Below are 18,473 nucleotides of genomic sequence, written 5' to 3' on the forward strand. Positions count from 1 at the left end.
TTTGACCGTGGAAACCCCTATCGAAACAGAAAGCAATTGTTGCCCCGTTGTTGCCCATTTGTGCGCCACTGAGGATAGCAACGCCACTGGTCACATCAAAAACGATTTTAGAGCCTTTGTGCCGAGATGTGAGCCGTTCCGCCAAGGGATAGGTGCATCCCAAATTGCTAACAAGGCTCTTCAATATATCTGTAGACTTAAAATTTACTTCTGCTACCTCAAAGTGATATGGTATAAAAAATCAAATCTAAGCATCAGGTCGCCCATAGAAAGACTTGGGCAGAAATTGAAGTGTTACCCACCGCTACCGTGCTTAGTCGAGCAAAATCAAATACCGATTTCACTACTAACATAGATAATCGTGAACGGCCGAAAAATTGATGGGTTTACCCATATAATGACCTCATTCTGATGATGATAGGTTTTGAGTGTGTGATAGTTCAAATCCCCCTATAAAAATAGGCTCACATCTACAATTACCAGACCACTCAACAAAAAGTCATGTATGAACGTTTTAGCTCATACATGACTTTTTTCTTTATTTGTGATAAATTTAGAATGTAATTATTATGTAGCCACCTTAGCAAGCATCATTTGTGAATTTCCAGACAATGACATCGAAAAATTAAGACGATATCGTGCGGTCTTGTCGCCAGATTTTAGTGTGTATTTGGAAATGAATCCAACAATACAACTCTATAACACTTTTCGTAACCGTTGGTGTGGTGCCTACTTTGCCTCTAAAGGAATTAGAGTAATTCCTAGCGTTAGTTGGGGTAATGAAAACACCTTTAATTTTTGTTTCATGGGAATTCCCAAAGGCAGTATCGTTGCAGTGTCTACCTATATGGTAAGTGAGCACAATAATCACCAAGACCAAAAAGAAATTTTCTTAAAAGGATACAACGAAATGCTTAGGCAAATTGAGCCGGAACGTATCATTTGCTATAATCAGCCTTTCCCAGAAATGCAAGGCAATATTATATTTGTAGATTATGAGTTATCTTCTTGGAAATATCAAAATGATGATTACAAGCCATCAAAGTATATACCCTATATTTTAGGGAAAAAAGTATTGCCGGAAAATAGCGATATTGTCATCAAGAGTGGCTATGTTATGAGGGATGATGCTTATTTCAAAGGTATGGGCAGTACCTATGGCGGAGCGTGGAAACCAAGTCCGAATAAACCAGACGATCAGCGCTTTTTGGGTAAGCCTGGGGAGAAAAAGATAACATTTACAAAAAATGGTGAGAAATTTGAAACAAAAATTGGAGATAATGGAAAAGCGGTAAAAGAGCGGCACTACACAGATCACAATAAGCCATGGGCACACACAAATCCACATGACCATAACATCGATTGGGATAGCGAACGAGGAAATCCGTTGCCCGGCTCGCCAATAAACTACCCGAATGATGCCCCCGAATTTAAATCATTGACAGGAGGACGGTATATGAAAAATATGATTATGCCAAACAGCAAAGACCAGGACAGATTTTCCACAATCAGCGAATTTAAATGGTGTATCAACGATGGCGGAGAAGTGGAATTTACTTGGCGAGGTAAAACATATGACATAAGTCGTATTGGCAACAAAATCAGCATTTGCCAAGCCTTAAAACAAGAAACAGAAAAGCTCTATGATACAACAGAAGAACTACTTGAATACTTAGTTGATGATAATAGTCTGCGAGATATCATTACACAAGTTGAAGTTCTATATCGTACAATTTAATACAGTCTATTTTCTTGCCAAATTCTCATTATAAGTATAATCCCCGTAAGATGATAGCTCAAATTGCTATCTAAAAATTGTACGATATCCGAAATTGACGCTACTCACAAAAAAATCATGTATGAGGTTTAACTCATGCATGACTTTTTTCTTTTTCTATGATAAAGTGAAGCAAGGAGTATTTCTGTTTTTTGTAAAGCGATAAATCGGAATTTATCGGACTGTATTGAACTGCGGATTATTTATATTGACGGAGGCAACTCAAATGAAATATCAGGGTGTATGTATAGCTGTGAAGGATGTATGCCTTTCCAAAAAGTTTTATCAGGATTTGTTTGGGCTTGAGGTCTTTCAAGATTATGGCATAAATATTTCCTTTGGCGGATTATCTTTGCAGCAGGAATTTGGCCGTCTGCTCGGTTTTCCCAAGAAAAACGTATTGAAAAAATCTCATAATATGGAGCTATAATTTGAGGAAGATGAATTTGATAGCTTTATTTCAAAATTAGAACAACGCGACGACATTAAATACGTGGGGGATGGCGTCAATAAAGCTGGATGGGGGCAACGCTCTATCCGTTTTTACGATTTGGATGGTCACATTATTGAAGTGGGCGAGAATATGAAGATGGTCGTAAAGAGTTTCCGGGATGTCGATGGTGGAAACCTCTAAACGCATGGATGTGTCTGTATCGGATTTAGAAACACTTTTGAAGAGTTAAACGTTACGGAAAAAATGAGCATAATCTTTGCCACATGACAATTTAAATCCACCTTAGAAATCGGGGGATATCTTAATATAGTGGAGCTCGCAGAAAAAAGTCATGTATGAACGTTTTAGCTTATACATGACTTTTTATTTTACAAATTTTGAAATAAAAATACTGAAAACAGACCTCAAAAGCAAGAACAAAATACGCCTTACGCTTCATTTTTTGTTGCGCGCTCATGAAAAATTTTGGGGTTGGAAGAATTCTTATAATATTTTGGAATGTAGAATTTCCATTTCCATGTCAATAGTTTTGTCGATTGTGTGACTTATTGGGCGAATTTGTCGAATCCTGTTGTGCATTTTGTATACAAATGCTGCTCTAAAATTTTGTCTACTTTGATGAAATATCGGTTCATATATATACATTTTTGTTGCTATTCTCTTATAAAATGCGTGCATTTTCTTTAAAAACCGCCTATCTATGCGCTTTTTAAAGTTTACAAAAAGTTGACAACTGCCTTTTCATTGAATATAATGACAACTGCTCTGGTAAAAATACACTCAAGGAACTTAATTCCAATGCAAGTTTTGGGTAAGCCCTTTTTGCTTGTGGCATTTTCCCTTGCGAGCAGAAACTGCCTTGAGAATGAAAACCAAAGGAGATTTGTATGAGAACCATTCTACAATGGGTATTCTCTGTATTGAACTTTTTTAAATCACGTATCTTTGCAGTGGGACTTCTTGCAGCACTGCTGTCGATGACCGTTTACGCAACATCGGCTACCATCAATACAGTTTATATTCACGACGACGAACAAGACGAAACTATCCTCATCCATACAGCTGAGGACGATATCAACGAGATTCTTGCAAGCGAAGGCATTACAACAGAGGCAGACGACATAATTGAGTTTGATGGCTTTGAAAATAATGTCGCGGAAGTGTACATCTCAAGGGCGTTTGACGTCAGCATTACTGCAGATGGGAACACCCAGACCGTTTCTATGGTGAACGGTACCGTACGCGATGCCTTGAAGCTTGCGGGTGTTGAGATGAACAATGATGACATCATCAACATTCCTCTTTCCACTTTTGTGGAGCAAGGCGACGAAATCATGATCAACCGCGTTGAATACCGCAACACTGAGGTAGAAGAGGACATCCCCTTCGAACGCGTGGAGAAACTAACGCCATTGCTGCGCAGCGGCCGCAGCGAGATTTTGCAAAGCGGACGCAACGGCACCCTAGTAAAAACCTACTCGGAGCGTACCATTGACGGCGTTGTGGAAGAGGCTACCCTAATTGCAGAAAACATTACCGTGCGCCCTGTTACGCAGGTTGCGCTGGTTGGCGCAAAGGTACCTGTTTCTGACCTTGACTTTGGCTACAACATTGTAAACAATGCACCCACCAGCTATAAAAAGGTAATCGAAGGTGCGCGTGCAACTGCATACAGTGCCGGCAACGGCGCGTGGGGCGCGTCGGGCAACGACCTGTTTTATGGTCATGTCGCTGTAAATCCCAAAGTTATTCCTTATAATTCCAAGCTGTATATTACCTCAGCGGACGGCAGCTTTGTTTATGGCTATGCGATTGCATCAGACACCGGTACCGCCTTGATGCAGGGCATCATTGACGTTGACCTGTACTACGAGACCTATCGTGAGAGCCAGCTCAACGGCGTTAAAAATGTAAATATCTATATCTTAGAATAACAGCGGGCAGCGTTCCGCAATCAGAGCAAATAAGGCACAGACATGGTAGTGCATGTCTGTGCCTTTTCATATAAATAATTAAGAATTTTTTGGGTAAAATAATTGCCAGCTATTGCATTTGTATGGTATAATAAACCAGTATCGGCATACAATAGCTGAAGATTTTTATTGGCAGGAGGTACCCAAGATGTCACCTAATCATGCGCCCCGGCGCGATTCCTCTGAATACTATTCAAAAAACCGTCGTCGGCAGGGCCGCCGTAGAAAGACGCGCATACCTCCCAAAGCCATTTTTAGAATGTCGCTGTTGTTTGCAATTGTTCTTTGCTGTGGGTTTGGCGTGACCCAGCTACTCGCTAAACTAACGCAACAGCCGGTTGTCGCACAGGCGGCACCCAGCGAGTCGGAGCTTGCCGAATTTGGCGTAGTATCTCAAACTGCTTCGTTAACCAACACCACGGCAGATGTTATGCCCTGTTATTCGGAGGATGCTTTTGTAGTGAATTACCTCGGTGTCGCCGAGGGTGTTTCTGTTCACCCTTTGCTCGAAGAGCTGCATAAAAAGGTTCCCACTATTCCGGCCGCTGCTGAACCTGTCTCAATGGGTGGTTCGGGGTTTGATAACATCAGCTATTGGAAAACCGTTAACAGCGATACCATCGGCTGGTTGAAGATTCCCGGTACCAACATTAACTACCCCGTGGTGCAGGGCCCTTATACCAATTACTATACCGAAAAAGGTATGGATAAAAACTATAGCAGACAGGGCGTTATTTGGGCGGACAGCAACTGCAGCGTAAGTGGCGGCAGCGGCAGTCTCTCACCCAATACGGTTGTTTATGGCCATAACTGGACCAACTACAGCAGTATGCCGCGCATTGGCTCGGCTTCCGACACTCACTTTGCGCAGCTCACTGCCTTCCAGCACCTTTCGTTTGCCAAGAGCCACCCTTATCTATGGTTTTCCACCGGCAGTGAAGAGATGGCATGGCAGATTTTTGCGGCCTTCTACACCGATATTGATTTTAATTATATTTCTGCTGCAGGTGGTCAGTGGATTATTGACGGGGCAAAGGCTCGCAGTGAACACATCTATGATGTGCCTGTTTCCTCCAGTGATAAGATTATTACGCTTTCCACTTGTACCAGGCGTTTTGGCTCCAGCAGCCGTCAGCGCTTCGTGGTTATGGCAAAGCTGGTCAGCAATGTGAATTCATCGGTAAATATTACAAGCAACCCGAACCCTATTCGTCCAAATGTGTAAGCGCTCTATATAAAATAACACTTGCAGTTTTTATGAAAATTTGTTATACTAATATGCGTCCGAATGTGGAGCGTACTACGCTCCACATTTTGGAGAGTTGCCTGAGTGGACGAAGATGCGGCGCCCGAAATCAGCTTGATGCTTCCTCTGCCACAACGCCGCAAACCCGCAATAAAGGGCTTTGAGCGATTTAGGTGGCATAAAGATTGAGCCTTTGCTCACAGTTTTTCAAACAATTAAATAGTTACGTTTTCATTGGGAAACTGATTGAAAATAAATGGAGAGTTGTCCGAGAGGTCGAAGGTGCAGCACTCGAAATCAACTCGGTTACGTGTCCACTCAATCTCTGCAAACCCGCATGAATACAGGGTTTGTGCTATCACAGAAAACAAGAAAACAGAGCCTATGCTCACAGCTTGCTCACAGTTATCCAAACAAGTGAATATTTGATTTTTTGTCGGGAAACCGATTGAAAACAGATGGAGAGTTGTCCGAGTGGTCGAAGGTGCAGCACTCGAAATGCTGTGTACGTCAGTACCCAGGGTTCGAATCCCTGACTCTCCGCCAAAAAGCCCAGATTTCATCATGATTTCTGGGCTTTTCTTTTTTTGTTTTATGATGTATAATTTGGTTGTTGGTAAAAATTATCTTTTCGCAGAAATTACATAGCTTATAATGGAACCCAAATATCAATTTAGAAAAAAGGAGAAACAATTATGAGCGAAACGACAAGTTTCTTTAATGAAGAAGCGCTAACTAAAGCTGTTGAATCACACAGCAGTGAAGCCCAGGAAATTATTGAAAGCGAAGATAAATTTGAAAGGTTGATTCAACGTCTTGAAAAGATCCTAAAAACAATTCCCGCCATTGGGAAATATGCAAGTGATTTAGCTTGCATGGTATCATTAGTAAAGAGCTACATAAAAAAAGAATACACCGACATTCCCATAAGTGCAGTAGTTTTAATCGTTGCATCAATAATATACATTGTGTCCTCAATTGATTTGATCCCCGACTTTATTCCGGCATTGGGCTGGCTTGATGATGTAGCAGTATTTCTATGGGCACTCAAAACATTGCATACTGAGATTGAGGATTATAAGACATGGCGCAAAGATAACGGTAAGCAAATAATCGACGAAATCTAATGCTTTACAGTTTGCAAAAAATACATCTCCTATTATGAAAGGCTGCAATGCCATTTTTGAAATAGGAGGTTGTAAAACTGAAAAAACGAGGACTCTTAGGACTAATATTTGATTTTATACTGGTATTTGCACAGGTGGAATATGGCTTATTTGGATAGTCATTCGATACTTAAGAAACAGTTAAAATCTTACAGCGACATGGTTAATTCCATGCCGCTGTTTTTCTGTTCTGCCATAAATTCTGCTATTACACCTTGATGAAACTCCGATTTTTGCACAATGTCCTGTCCGTCCTTGGATGACAGAAAGTCGGCAAGTGACTCTTTTGAAACCAAATATCGCTCATGATATAACACCCCTTTTACCTGTTTTCGATTTACCCATCGCAAAATGCTCGTCCCCACATATCCGCTTATCTCACTTGCCTGTTTTATGGTGAGCATATCGGGCGCATCATACCAATCGGCAAGAAATTGTTCTTTCAACTCATCGCAATCAAGATATTCTTGAGGAGGTCTGCTCGATGCTCCACTTGCGAATATGCCCTTTGGAATTGACACATCAAGTGTTCCGTCCTGCACCTTCTGCAAATACTCAATCACATCGTCAAGGTGAATTTTGAACCGCCGTGTCTGTTTGCCGCTGTCCTCACAGGGGATAACGCCGTTGGTGAGCAGCCAGCTCGCCTTGCGCTTGCTGATATGGGCAATGCGATAAAACTGCTCCATTGTTATCACTTCGGGGTACTCTTCCCTTAGCTTTTCATAATCCATAACTTACTCCTACATCTGCATGGTCATGCCCTGCTGTTCCTCCGGCTCCTCTTGCAAAGGGTTCAGCGCCGCACTGATTGCATTGGCGGAATCCTGCTTGGAGCTAAAATCAAGGTGAGAGTAGATGTCTGCTGTGGTATTAAACGTGGAATGTCCCAGCCAATCCTGAATCTGTTTCATGGCAATGCCCTGTGCCAAGAGCAAGCTGGCACAGCTGTGACGGAGGTCATGGAAACGAATTTTTCGCAGTCTATTTTGCGATAAAAGCAGTTTAAAATGATCGGTGATATAGTTGGGTCGAAACAACTTGCCCATTTGATCCACGCAGATATAATCCTCGTAGTCCTTGCAATAAGAACCTTTGAACAGCGCCTTATATTCTGCCTGCCTTTCCTTGGCGGCGAATAGCAGCTCTCGTACACAGGGGATCAGCGGCAAGGTACGAAAGCTGGATTTTGTTTTCAACTTATCCTCGGTAAACAGCGTAATTTTGCCGTCCACCTTGCCCTCGGTCACCTTGTGATTAACCGACAAGGTGTTTTGTACAAAATCAATACTGCTCCAGCGAAGCCCCAGTACCTCACTGCGCCGTAGCCCGTAAAAAGCGGCAAGCTGGATGACGATTGCCATAGGGTCATCCTTGGTGGATTCAAATAATGTGGTTAGCTCCGCCTTGCTATAAAAGGAAGCCAGATATTTATTCTTTTTTGGCCTGTCAACCTTATCTGCCACATTAGTGGAAATTAGCTCATTTTTTACCGCATATTGCAGTGCCTTGCGTACCACCGCATGATAGTGAATGACCGAATTGGCATTGCAGCCGTCGGCAAAGATGGACTGGTGAAGCTCACGGATATGCCGTGCCTCCACCTCATCAAGATGCAGTTTGCGTTCTCTGAAAAAGCTGTCAAGGCGGGCATCAATCATACTTTTGTAGCTTTGATAGGTAGTGCGCTCAATAGTTGGGGCGGTTAGCTCCAACCATTCCTTTAGAAAATCAGCAAACAATGGCGACTCAGCCTTTGCCTTTTCAATTTTGATTTCTTCGCTTTCATATTGGCGTAAAATTTCCTGCAAAGCCGCTTCTGCCTTGCGCTTGTTGCCCTTTACAGGAATACCAAGAGCGTGATACTTCTGCTGTCGCTTGCCGTTTTCATCATAAGCGTTGATGATGGCAGTGTATTTTCCATCGCGATCCTTCAAATTACCCGTAATTGGGCGGTTTTTCTGTTTCATCATAGTCCTCCAATCTTATAATCAATGAGCGTCTGCCCAAGGTGTTGTGATGTTACCTTGGGCAGACGCTTTTTACAAGTCGTTTCGGTTATAAAGTTCTGTTTCCGCATAAGTAATCGATGACCGACAACTTCGGGATTCGATACAGCCGCCCCATGCGAATGCTGGGCAGTTCGCCACTTTTCAGTAGCTCGTAGGTTTTGCGCCGCCCAATGCCAAGCATCTCCTGCACCTGCTCGGGAGTGACGGCATCGGGATAATCCCGAAACATCAAACCATACTGCTTTACCATTTTCTCTTCTCTGTTCATCCGCTCACCCCTCTTGACAAAACTTAAATGTAATTGTATATTATAATTACATAAATTACATTCATCTATCTATTAGACCTTGAGAACGTAAAAAACGGAAGTAGTCAGAAAAGGGAGGAATTTATTTGAAAGCAACCAATCAAAAGAAAATGGAGTGGCTTTGGGGCAACCAGTTTGACCCCGAGGTAACAGCAGAAACCTATTTGGATCACAGCGACCCAGAGGTGGTAGCTTGGGCGAAAATGCAGGAACAGGCATTGCAACAGCTGGATAGAGATACCGTCAATCTTCACCGCAGGCAGGCAGAAAATTGTGATTTCAGAGGACTGGATGCAAAGGCGCCTACCAAAAGGCAGGCCAAGGCTCTGCCACCCCAGCGAGGACTACCCAAAGACCCTACGGAGAGCTGGCTTAATCGCATTTTCTCAAAGAACCCCGAGGATTTGTACCAGCTGATGAGCGACCCCGCGCTGGCACAGGCGATCAAGGAGCTAACACCACACCAGCAAAATGTGGTTCATATGAGCATCGTCAAGAAGATGAAAAACAGCGAGATCGCAAAGCAGCTGGGCACCACCGACCGCAATGTGCGGGATATTTTGAAAAGAACCTATGGAAAAATGCGTGATGTCTTGCAAGATAACCGTGCGGAAGGCTCCATCGTTGCTGTTACAGCAGTACTGTTTATTATGCTATTCCCAACCTTTGCGATTGGTTGGGGTATCAGCTGCTGGATTTACCCAAAGCTGAAGAAAGCAATAACGGGCATGGCGGCATAAAAGATGGCGTCGCAAATTGCGACGCCACGCGAAATATGATATTATTATTACAGCACTTACAAATGGAGGGCTTATCATGGAGCTTAAAAATATATTTCCCGATTTCAATGCGATGTGGATACGCTGGTCAGCCTATGAAATATCAGATGCTCTAAATGGTCGCTATATCATGCCGAGCACCGACGCCACTTCACTACCATACAGCAGCACCGAGAACTTGCAGGAGCTATTGACGGATGCCCTGAATCTCGGCAAGGCTGTCTATCAAAAATCGGACGAGGTAGAGCGTGAATGTCGTGCTTTTGTTCAAAAGCACGGCTTGCTGGGGTTGCACAAAAGCGATGGGAGCCGAGTATTTCCGATGAAAGGCGGGAACATTTCCCCAGCTCGCAAGGAGCATAGCAGTCAGGAATACGGTGAGGAGCTCAGCCATTTTACAGCGGAGTTTCAAAAGCTGTATCTGCATTTTCTTGCTACCAGAGGAGAACTGCCGGAGCAGTTGCCAAAGCATCTGCAATCTGACCTTGCAATGCTGACCACACAGTCTATCCCCAGTGGGTTAAGCTATCGGCTGACCGCTGGCTTCCCGCCGCAAATGGTCTGGCAACCCGATGATCTAATTGATGTGCTGCGCCTCGCCTATGGGCTGGCTGTTACCGACACTGCTGCGCCTCTCAAGGTCTGCAAAAATTGCGGTACGGTATACTATAACCCCCATCAGAAAAGCGAGTTTTGCAGTGTGAAGTGTAGGAATTACTTTAATGTGAAGGTGTTTCGGGAGAAAAGATAATATACCGGGCAAAGAGCATGCAACAAACAATTAAGTTATCTACTGAAAATAAACTAATACTTTTCAAAACATATTATTTTTCATGCGAACACATCATTTAGTGTTGCCTAATTTTCTATATTGTGGTAAAATAATATACAACGCTGTCGAGAATTGTTGTTGCAATTGGCAGATATACCAAAAGTAAAGCTCTGCCTTCTTCGGGCAGAGCTTTTATGCTTGTAGATAGAAAGCGAGTGTGTATTTTATGGCTGTGAGCTATAAAAAGCTGTGGAAACTATTGATTGATAAAGACATGATGAAAAAGGATCTGTGTCGACTATCTGGCATCAGTACTGCTACCGTTACAAAGATGGGGAAAGGCGGATATGTTTCCACTGAGGTTTTGGAAAAAATCTGTAAAAGTTTAGATTGCAAGTTAGAAGAAATAATGGAAGTTACCCAATAAAAGTACTCCACATATTTGAAAAGTCAACGCCTACTAAAGGAGATGGCAATATGGCACAAATTAATCTTTCAAATATTAAAAAAATTGAAAAACAGCGCAACACTATCCATGATAAGGTATACACTACCTATACAGTGTTTGAGATGAAAGGCTCTAAATATATTCAAATTGATACATACGGGAGAATTGATCGAGAAAATCCAGAAAAACTTAGTCAATCCATACAGCTCGACCGAGAAACAGCTAAATATCTGGTCAACCTATTGACGCAAGAATTCGACTTAAAGTAACGGAGGTGCCAACATGAAATACGCAGAAATACCACCACATGCCCCCACATTGATGGAATCAACTCGAGCAATAGGATATTCTATCGAGGCGGCTATTGCGGACATTATAGATAACAGTATTGCTGCGGGTGCCTCTACAGTTGATATTGATTTTTTCCCTATCGGTGAGTCCTATATTGCAGTATTGGATAATGGTTGCGGAATGGATCAAGACGAACTGATTCATGCGATGCAATATGGAAGCCAAAGTCCATTGGAATGTAGACATGAAAATGATCTGGGGCGATATGGTCTGGGGATGAAAACTGCCTCTCTGTCCCAATGCCGGGTACTGACTGTTCTATCAAAAAAACACGGAAAACTATATGGCGCGCAGTGGAATTTAGACCATGTAAGATCTGTTGGAACCTGGTCTCTTATTTTGCTCGAAGAAAATGATATGACATTGCTACCGTGCCTTTCGAAAATGCAGACCATGGCAAATGGCACTTTAGTTATTTGGCAGGAGCTTGATAAATTCGCAGTGGGCGAGCACGATATGGCAGATGCATTTTCACGAAAAATGAACCTCATTCGAGAACACATCTCTTTGGTATTTCATCGATACCTAAGTGGAGATGCTGGAGTTAAAAAACTTGAAATTCGGATGAACAATTTAGCTGTTGCCTCTCAAGATCCTTTTTTGATTAAAAAAAGCACTCAACTCATGGACGAAGAAACGATTATCGTCCGTGGCGAAAAAGTGAAAATAAAGCCTTATATTTTACCTCATACATCAAAGCTTACACAGAAGGAACTGAAGGCTCTTGGTGGAAAAGAAGGTTTGAGAAAACAGCAAGGGTTTTATGTTTACCGCAACAAAAGATTGCTGATATGGGGCACATGGTTTAGACTTATGCGCCAAGGCGATCTCTCTAAACTTGCCAGAGTTCAAGTGGATATTCCAAACTCTTTGGATGACTTATGGACACTGGATATCAAAAAATCTACCGCAATTCCTCCGGAAGAAGTAAAGCAAAATCTTGCTGTGGTAATTGAAAAAATATCAGACGGTAGCAAGCGCACATGGACATATCGGGGCAAAAAAGAAACCAGAGATGACATTGTCCATGTCTGGAACCGCATGATTTCGAGAGATGGTGGTATTTACTATGAAGTCAATCCGGATCATTTGCTCGTAAATTCCATTGTCGAGAAACACCCCGATTTACAGCTTCCTATAGAAAACCTTTTGAAACAAATTAGCTTGTCTTTGCCACTTAATTCCCTTTACATTGACTTAACCAACGACGAAAAATTAGCCAGTGACAATGACTCTGTCGCAAATGACATTATTGCACTCGCGAAAACCATTGTGTTGGCAAACTACACAGAGGATGAAAAAAACAAAATATTCGAAGCATTAAAATTAACAGAGCCATTCTGTTCCTATATTGAGGAGTTGGATATTGCGAAAGAAAGGGGCGAATTCGGTGACAAATAACATGCAGTATATTGTTGGAAATGTCACAACAATGATTAATGCAAAGTTTGGAGATGAGCTTCCCTCCTTGGAGGATATTTACTCAGAAGCAGAATTCATTCGCAATGCTTTTGCCGCAGCTTATCCAATCAGCGACGAAGAGTTTATGCAGGTTAAAAGGGCCTTGGCATCAAATATCTTGCACTCTATAGGCACTGCTATTTCTCTCAAAGGCAAAGATTCAGAGCATCAGTCTTGGTATTATGTTCAAGAAAATGATGAGTTTTATTGGAATCGCTATCGTACATATCTGAAAAGTATAAAGCGTTGGGGTATCGAAGTTGTTAATCGTCTGGGCGAAACAACAGACAATATAATGGACGACTTGGGAAACCCCAAGGATTACTCACGCCCGTTTCAGCGTAGAGGCCTTTTGCTTGGTGATGTTCAGTCGGGGAAAACGGCAACCTATACCGCTATTTGTAACAAAGCTGCAGATGCAGGCTATCGCGTCATTATTGTCTTGGCTGGCATGATGGAAAACCTGCGTGTACAAACACAGGAACGCTTAGATGCAGAGTTTGTTGGGGTTGAAAGCAAGTATACATTGGATAAAAAAGCTGACCAAGAAATAAGAAATATCCCTGTTGGTGTTGGAAAAATCCCACCTATTAATCAGGATAAGCGAATTGCATGCTTTACCTCTGTGGCTACCGACTTTAACAAAGCCACTTTAAAAGCGTTGGGTTTGAGCCTTCGTACATATAACGGCACGGCACTCTTCGTAATCAAAAAGAATAAAAGCGTTCTCAATAATCTTTATAAATGGCTGGTTGAGAATAATGCTGATCATGAAACGGGCCTAATTGATTTGCCACTTTTACTCATTGATGACGAAGCGGATAACGCTTCTGTTAATACGAATTCTGAAGAAAAAGACCCCACTGCAATCAACAAAGCTATCCGCAACATCTTGAACTGCTTCCGACAAGCCTCCTACTTGGGAATTACAGCAACTCCATTTGCCAACATTTTCATAAATCCCGAAGCGGAAACCGATGAAGATACAAGAGATTTATTTCCAAAGGATTTCCTCACCGTTTTGCCAACACCGGAGTTATACATTGGTGCAGATAAAATTTTTGGAAACGGTGATGCAGATGATTGGAGCGAAGATGGATATTCTCATAGAGTCGAAGGTCAGTATTCAAGTTGCTTAATTCCTATTGAAAACGAGGAGCAGGCTTCATTCTTTGTTTTCAAGCACAAAAAAGAATTGGCAGATGAATTATACGATTTGCCGCCAAGCCTACGAAAAGCGGTGCGCTATTTTATTCTTGCAACCGCAATCTGCGATCTGCGCAAGGATGGCAACGAGCATCGCTCTATGCTGGTCAATGTAAGCAGATTTACTAAGGTGCAAAATCAAGTTGCAGATTTAATTGACACATATCTGTCTTCTATTAAATTTGATGTAGAAAACTATTCGCAGATATCTCCAGAAGAAGCAATGAAAATTAAATCGATTAAGGCATTAAAAGAAACATGGAATGAATTTGATCTGGAGCAAATTTCAAATATTAGTTGGGAAACGCTACTCAGAGATTATCTGTTTAAAGCAATTCGTCGCATCGAAGTAAGGTCGGTAAACCAGCAACATGGTGCGGCATCTCTCAACTATTATGAATACAAAAATGTGGGAATGCGTGTTATTGCTGTCGGTGGTAATAGCCTTTCCAGAGGACTTACCTTGGAAGGACTTTGTACCAGTTACTTTTATCGTAATACCATGATGTATGATACCCTTTTGCAAATGGGGCGGTGGTTCGGCTATCGTCCGGGGTATGATGACCTGTTTAAGGTATGGATTGGAGAGGATGCCATTGATTGGTATGGCTTTATTACGGATGCAGTCAATGAACTTAAAACTGAGCTCCGCAAGATGGAACGGCAACATCAAACACCATCCCAATTTGGACTAAAGGTACGACAAGCGCCGGGGACACTACTGATTACTGCTCGCAATAAAATGCGCACAGCTACTTCTGTGAAACGGCCTATTACGGTATCCGGCAGAATGATTGAAACGCCGAGATTAAAGGGCGATGCAGAAACAATCCGAGAAAACGAATCTCTTTGTCGTTCTTTTATAAAAGCCATCTCAGCGGAAGAAGGAGTAATGCCCTATCAATATGAAGAACACACCAAGGCGTTTATCTGGAGAAATGTTCCCAAAAAGATGGTGATGGAACTGGTTCGCAATTACATCACACACCCATGGAACCTTAATTTCCAGCCTACGGCACTCTCTGATTATATTGCGGAGGACGATGGTCCATTGGATATGTGGGATGTTGCGATTCCCCAGGATCAGGACAGCTCCTGCTCCCTTCAACTGGAGCAGATAGATGGTTCGACTATTGATGTGCACCCCAAAGGGAGACCGTTAGAGTGGGATCTGACCAGCAAAAATATGCTAAAGGTATATGGGAGACATGTGCGAATTGGCTCTGGTGGTTGCACTAAAATAGGCTTGGCAGAGAAAAAAATCCAAGCACTTCGTAAAGAATTTGGTAGTAGCAAAGATAGCACATTTTTGCAAACCAAGAGAAATCCGCTTATGCTTATTCATATTCTCAAAAATTCAAATAAGCAAAAGAAGGACTCAGATCCTGATATTGTATTTGCGTTAGGACTTGGCTTCCCTTACGACGGTAAAGAAAGAACAGCCAATTACATGGTTAATATCAATGAGCTCAAAAATTGGGTTGATATTGAAGACGAGGATGATGAGGATGACGATTAAAGAATTAGAGAGCAAATGGAATACGATTAATCCTTATTCCGGGGGTTATCTTCTTATCTCTGGAGAGCATCCCTTGTCCTTTCATATCGGTTATCATAGCAACGACCAAAAGAGCTTTGTTGTACTGAACACAAGGAAAGTAGTTGGTTTGAAATCATCTAAGGCAATCACAGCAGAATGCATAGAAACGGATCATCAATTCATTTTAAGATTCGTTCTCAACTATCCATCTCTGGATGAAATTTTTGTAAAGCTTTGCTGGGATCTCATGGAATCATCTAAAACGAGCCCAAATCCAGTAGAGCAGATACGCAATCAATACAGTAAATGGATGCGCTTATTGCAAAAAGCTACCGATGATATTCTATCTTCTTCCCAACAAAAAGGACTCATAGGTGAGCTTCTTTATTTACAAGAATCACTCAATGGGTTAGAGCCAGCAGAAGCAATAAATGCTTGGGTTGGGCCAGAAGGTAGTGACCAGGATTTCATTTTCGTTCACTCTTGGGCAGAAATAAAGGCTGTTTCCATTGCGGCTACCGATGTGCAGATTTCTTCGTTACAACAATTATCCAGGAAAGATACAGGGGATCTTGTGATCTATTTTATGGACAAAACAACTGGCACAGGGGCACAGACGATTTCTCTTCCACAGCTAATTTGGCAGATAGAAGAAAGGCTGTCCACAGATTTTTTACACGACTCGTTTCAATGCAAATTAGCACAATATGGCTATCTAAGGCGCGATGAGGAAAAATATTTGTCCTCACATTACCGTTTAGCAGAATGCCGTACATATAAGGTTATGGAGGATTTCCCAAAATTAATGCGGGCAAATGTTCCAGATGCCGTAGTGAACACAAGATATCAATTGGATTTATTAATGCTGGAGGAATGGAAAGTTTAGGAGGTTTAAAATGGATGTACATGACTTTCACAAGGATTTTTTAGAGGAAATTAAAGCTACTGCCGCAACAGAGGGAGAGGGCTCAAATGCAGCCTTTGTCAATGTTGCTACCAGCTATTTAATGAGCTCAGAGGTGTTGTCTGACTTTACCTCTGCGTTTTATACTGGCAATGGTAAAAATAACCGAAAAATTCGTGTGGATGGTTATGTGCTGGATGATTTTGATCTAACATTAAATCTTATCATTGCCGATTACACCGGTGACGAAGAAAGAACCTCTATTACGAAAACATTCGCCTCTACTATGTTTGACCGCTTGATTTATTTTATTGAAGAAGCCATCGAAGGTTCACTACATAGAACCGTAGAGCCCAGTACCCCTGTCTCTGACCTAATTGACACGATGCGTCTCAACAAGGATCGAATTCGCAAGTATCGGCTTATCCTGCTGACAGATGGATTTATGAGTAATCGAATTAATGAAATTGATGCTCGTGAATTCCGGGGCGTCCCTATTGAGTGTCAAATATGGGATATAGATCGAATCTATCGTGTCTGTTGTTCCGACCTCGGACGGCAGGATATTGAAATTGATTTCACAGCCTATACAGATGGGCAGGGTATTCCGTGCCTTGAAGCAAGCAGTGTAAATAATGATGATTATAAAAGCTATTTGTGCATTATCCCGGGTGCTACGCTTGCTGATATCTATGATTATTATGGTAGCCAACTTTTAGAAGGAAATGTGAGATCGTTTCTCTCTACTAAGGTAGCGGTTAACAAAAAAATAAGAGAAACGATTTTGCGTATTCCACAGAATTTCTTTGCATACAACAACGGTGTTTCTGCCACGGCTATGGATTTAAAATTTAGAGAAACAGACCATGGTCGAATGATTGTATATGCCAAGGATTTCCAAATCATTAACGGAGGTCAAACCACAGCGTCCTTATCCAATGCACGATACCGTGACAATGCGGATCTAAGCCAAATTTATGTGCAAATGAAGCTAACCGAGGTGGATTCCGATGCGGAAAAAGCAAGTGAGTTGATTCGCAATATCTCCAGATCTTCCAATAGTCAGAATAAGGTTAGCGATGCTGATTTCTTTGCTACCCATCCTTTCCATATTCGCATGGAGCAAATTTCTCGAAGAACATTCGCCCCTGCTGCGGGTGGTGCACAATACGAAACAAAGTGGTTTTATGAGCGTGCTCGTGGTCAATATTTGCAATTTCAAATGCATATGACCAAATCTCAAAAGGACAAATTTGTCGCCCAGAATCCAAAAAAACAGATGATAACGAAAACGGATTTGGCTAAGTTTCGCAATTCGTGGGCTGGTCTGCCATACATTGTGAGCAAGGGCGCACAAACAAACTTTATGCGCTTTGCAGAGATTGTTGATGAAAGCTGGACAAAATCTGAAATCCAGTTTAACGAAAAATATTTTAAGGATTCTGTTGCGTTAGCATTGCTATTTAAGCACACAGAATGGGTGGTTTCGCATCAACCATGGTTTGAACAAGGCTACCGTGCCAATATCGTTACCTACTCCATCGCACTATTGCATCGATTGATTCGTTTGCAATTTGCTGATGTAGATTTAGATTTACAAGTAATCTGGAATCGTCAGCAAGTTCCTGATATAATCACCAATGAATTGGTAAAAATTACGGAATTCGTTTTTAGAACCATTACCGATCCCAAGCGAGGCACTATCAATGTTACACAGTGGTGTAAGCGAGAGGCCTGCTGGGAGCAAGTTAAGAATTGCTCTATCAAACTATCGTCCGAGTTGGAGCGCGTTCTAATTGGAAAGGAAGATAAAAAGGTAATTGAGCGAGAAGCAAAAAAAGATCAAAAATTCATTTCTGATATAGAGGCACAAAAACAGGTTTTAGAAATGGGAGCTGATTTTTGGAAAGGGATTGAAACTTTTACAAAAAACAAAAAACTTAACGCTTCGGCTGAGCAGCTAAAAGCACTGAAATATGCAGTAAGAATCCCCACCCAATTTCCCAGTGCACATCAAAGCTTGCAACTTCTTTCTTTGTTAGAAGAAGCAAAAGCCAATGGCTTTAAAATATAAGGG

Annotated in this window: 15 protein-coding genes, 1 tRNA gene and 1 pseudogene; 14 read left to right on the forward strand and 3 right to left on the reverse strand. The window is 42.0% G+C overall.

Translation table 11 applies throughout. From position 1 onward, the window contains the following. Window positions 1-544: 544 nt before the first annotated feature. The 6 genes and pseudogenes from RTV33_RS11295 to RTV33_RS11320 all read left to right on the forward strand — a co-directional run bounded on the left by RTV33_RS11295 (window position 545) and on the right by RTV33_RS11320 (window position 6,577). Window positions 545-1,738: a DUF4417 domain-containing protein gene (locus tag RTV33_RS11295; RefSeq protein ID WP_312644327.1), complete on the forward strand. Its 1,194-nt coding sequence runs from the start codon at window positions 545-547 to the stop codon at window positions 1,736-1,738. Window positions 1,739-2,003: 265 nt separating this feature from the next. Beyond that, a pseudogene (locus RTV33_RS11300) lies at window positions 2,004-2,411 on the forward strand (VOC family protein). A gap of 707 nt (window positions 2,412-3,118) precedes the next feature. Continuing rightward, complete coding sequence (locus tag RTV33_RS11305) at window positions 3,119-4,165, forward strand: G5 domain-containing protein (protein ID WP_312644328.1); 1,047 nt, start codon at window positions 3,119-3,121, stop codon at window positions 4,163-4,165. A gap of 187 nt (window positions 4,166-4,352) precedes the next feature. Further along, entirely contained in the window at window positions 4,353-5,429 is a 1,077-nt protein-coding gene (locus RTV33_RS11310) for a class B sortase (RefSeq protein ID WP_312644330.1), read from the forward strand. 481 nt (window positions 5,430-5,910) lie between these two features. Beyond that, window positions 5,911-5,996 (forward strand) — tRNA-Ser (locus RTV33_RS11315). 149 nt (window positions 5,997-6,145) lie between these two features. Beyond that, window positions 6,146-6,577 (forward strand): YkvA family protein, encoded by a 432-nt coding sequence (locus RTV33_RS11320; RefSeq protein ID WP_101910001.1) that lies wholly within the window; start codon window positions 6,146-6,148, stop codon window positions 6,575-6,577. 188 nt (window positions 6,578-6,765) lie between these two features. On the opposite strand, the gene RTV33_RS11325 is transcribed toward RTV33_RS11320, so the two are convergent. The 3 genes from RTV33_RS11325 to RTV33_RS11335 all read right to left on the reverse strand — a co-directional run bounded on the left by RTV33_RS11325 (window position 6,766) and on the right by RTV33_RS11335 (window position 8,896). Beyond that, window positions 6,766-7,350, reverse strand: a complete 585-nt coding sequence (locus RTV33_RS11325) for a DNA-binding protein (RefSeq protein WP_312644336.1) — start codon at window positions 7,348-7,350, stop codon at window positions 6,766-6,768. Between the two features lie 9 nt (window positions 7,351-7,359). Beyond that, window positions 7,360-8,586, reverse strand: a complete 1,227-nt coding sequence (locus RTV33_RS11330) for a tyrosine-type recombinase/integrase (protein ID WP_312644338.1) — start codon at window positions 8,584-8,586, stop codon at window positions 7,360-7,362. Between the two features lie 88 nt (window positions 8,587-8,674). Beyond that, a complete protein-coding gene (locus RTV33_RS11335) occupies window positions 8,675-8,896 on the reverse strand; it encodes a helix-turn-helix domain-containing protein (protein ID WP_312644339.1) in 222 nt (73 codons plus the stop codon). A 125-nt stretch (window positions 8,897-9,021) separates the two neighbouring features. Between RTV33_RS11335 and RTV33_RS11340 the strand changes: the two genes are divergently transcribed. The 8 genes from RTV33_RS11340 to RTV33_RS11375 all read left to right on the forward strand — a co-directional run bounded on the left by RTV33_RS11340 (window position 9,022) and on the right by RTV33_RS11375 (window position 18,470). Next, window positions 9,022-9,675, forward strand: a complete 654-nt coding sequence (locus tag RTV33_RS11340; protein WP_312644340.1) for a sigma-70 family RNA polymerase sigma factor — start codon at window positions 9,022-9,024, stop codon at window positions 9,673-9,675. A gap of 76 nt (window positions 9,676-9,751) precedes the next feature. Then, window positions 9,752-10,465, forward strand: a complete 714-nt coding sequence (locus RTV33_RS11345; protein WP_312644342.1) for a hypothetical protein — start codon at window positions 9,752-9,754, stop codon at window positions 10,463-10,465. A gap of 247 nt (window positions 10,466-10,712) precedes the next feature. Beyond that, window positions 10,713-10,913, forward strand: coding sequence for a helix-turn-helix transcriptional regulator (locus RTV33_RS11350; protein ID WP_312644344.1), 201 nt, complete (start codon window positions 10,713-10,715; stop codon window positions 10,911-10,913). Window positions 10,914-10,963: 50 nt separating this feature from the next. Next, window positions 10,964-11,203, forward strand: a complete 240-nt coding sequence (locus RTV33_RS11355; RefSeq protein WP_312644346.1) for a methionyl-tRNA formyltransferase — start codon at window positions 10,964-10,966, stop codon at window positions 11,201-11,203. 13 nt (window positions 11,204-11,216) lie between these two features. Next, window positions 11,217-12,686, forward strand: coding sequence for an ATP-binding protein (locus RTV33_RS11360; protein WP_312644348.1), 1,470 nt, complete (start codon window positions 11,217-11,219; stop codon window positions 12,684-12,686). Beyond that, window positions 12,676-15,471 (forward strand): Z1 domain-containing protein, encoded by a 2,796-nt coding sequence (locus tag RTV33_RS11365; protein WP_312644350.1) that lies wholly within the window; start codon window positions 12,676-12,678, stop codon window positions 15,469-15,471. The genes RTV33_RS11360 and RTV33_RS11365 overlap by 11 nt, the downstream gene beginning before the upstream one ends. Then, window positions 15,461-16,378 carry a PD-(D/E)XK motif protein gene (locus RTV33_RS11370; RefSeq protein ID WP_312644352.1) on the forward strand — a complete coding sequence of 306 codons (918 nt, stop codon included), beginning with the start codon at window positions 15,461-15,463 and terminating at the stop codon, window positions 16,376-16,378. The genes RTV33_RS11365 and RTV33_RS11370 overlap by 11 nt, the downstream gene beginning before the upstream one ends. Before the next feature lie 10 nt (window positions 16,379-16,388). Continuing rightward, a complete protein-coding gene (locus RTV33_RS11375; RefSeq protein ID WP_312644354.1) occupies window positions 16,389-18,470 on the forward strand; it encodes an AIPR family protein in 2,082 nt (693 codons plus the stop codon). The last annotated feature ends 3 nt before the right edge of the window (window positions 18,471-18,473 follow it).

The sequence above is a fragment of the Hydrogenoanaerobacterium sp. genome, assembly GCF_032017025.1.
Classification (GTDB): domain Bacteria; phylum Bacillota; class Clostridia; order Oscillospirales; family Ruminococcaceae; genus Hydrogenoanaerobacterium.

What these genes read in the sequence shown, in the direction of transcription:
- RTV33_RS11325 (WP_312644336.1), bottom strand. Translation starts at nt 7,350, where the DNA reads ATGGATTATGAAAAGCTAAGGGAAGAGTACCCCGAAGTGATAACAATG.
- RTV33_RS11360 (WP_312644348.1), top strand. Translation starts at nt 11,217, where the DNA reads ATGAAATACGCAGAAATACCACCACATGCCCCCACATTGATGGAATCA.
- RTV33_RS11355 (WP_312644346.1), top strand. Translation starts at nt 10,964, where the DNA reads ATGGCACAAATTAATCTTTCAAATATTAAAAAAATTGAAAAACAGCGC.
- RTV33_RS11320 (WP_101910001.1), top strand. Translation starts at nt 6,146, where the DNA reads ATGAGCGAAACGACAAGTTTCTTTAATGAAGAAGCGCTAACTAAAGCT.
- RTV33_RS11375 (WP_312644354.1), top strand. Translation starts at nt 16,389, where the DNA reads ATGGATGTACATGACTTTCACAAGGATTTTTTAGAGGAAATTAAAGCT.
- RTV33_RS11310 (WP_312644330.1), top strand. Translation starts at nt 4,353, where the DNA reads ATGTCACCTAATCATGCGCCCCGGCGCGATTCCTCTGAATACTATTCA.
- RTV33_RS11305 (WP_312644328.1), top strand. Translation starts at nt 3,119, where the DNA reads ATGAGAACCATTCTACAATGGGTATTCTCTGTATTGAACTTTTTTAAA.
- RTV33_RS11345 (WP_312644342.1), top strand. Translation starts at nt 9,752, where the DNA reads ATGGAGCTTAAAAATATATTTCCCGATTTCAATGCGATGTGGATACGC.
- RTV33_RS11370 (WP_312644352.1), top strand. Translation starts at nt 15,461, where the DNA reads ATGACGATTAAAGAATTAGAGAGCAAATGGAATACGATTAATCCTTAT.
- RTV33_RS11330 (WP_312644338.1), bottom strand. Translation starts at nt 8,586, where the DNA reads ATGAAACAGAAAAACCGCCCAATTACGGGTAATTTGAAGGATCGCGAT.
- RTV33_RS11335 (WP_312644339.1), bottom strand. Translation starts at nt 8,896, where the DNA reads ATGAACAGAGAAGAGAAAATGGTAAAGCAGTATGGTTTGATGTTTCGG.
- RTV33_RS11350 (WP_312644344.1), top strand. Translation starts at nt 10,713, where the DNA reads ATGGCTGTGAGCTATAAAAAGCTGTGGAAACTATTGATTGATAAAGAC.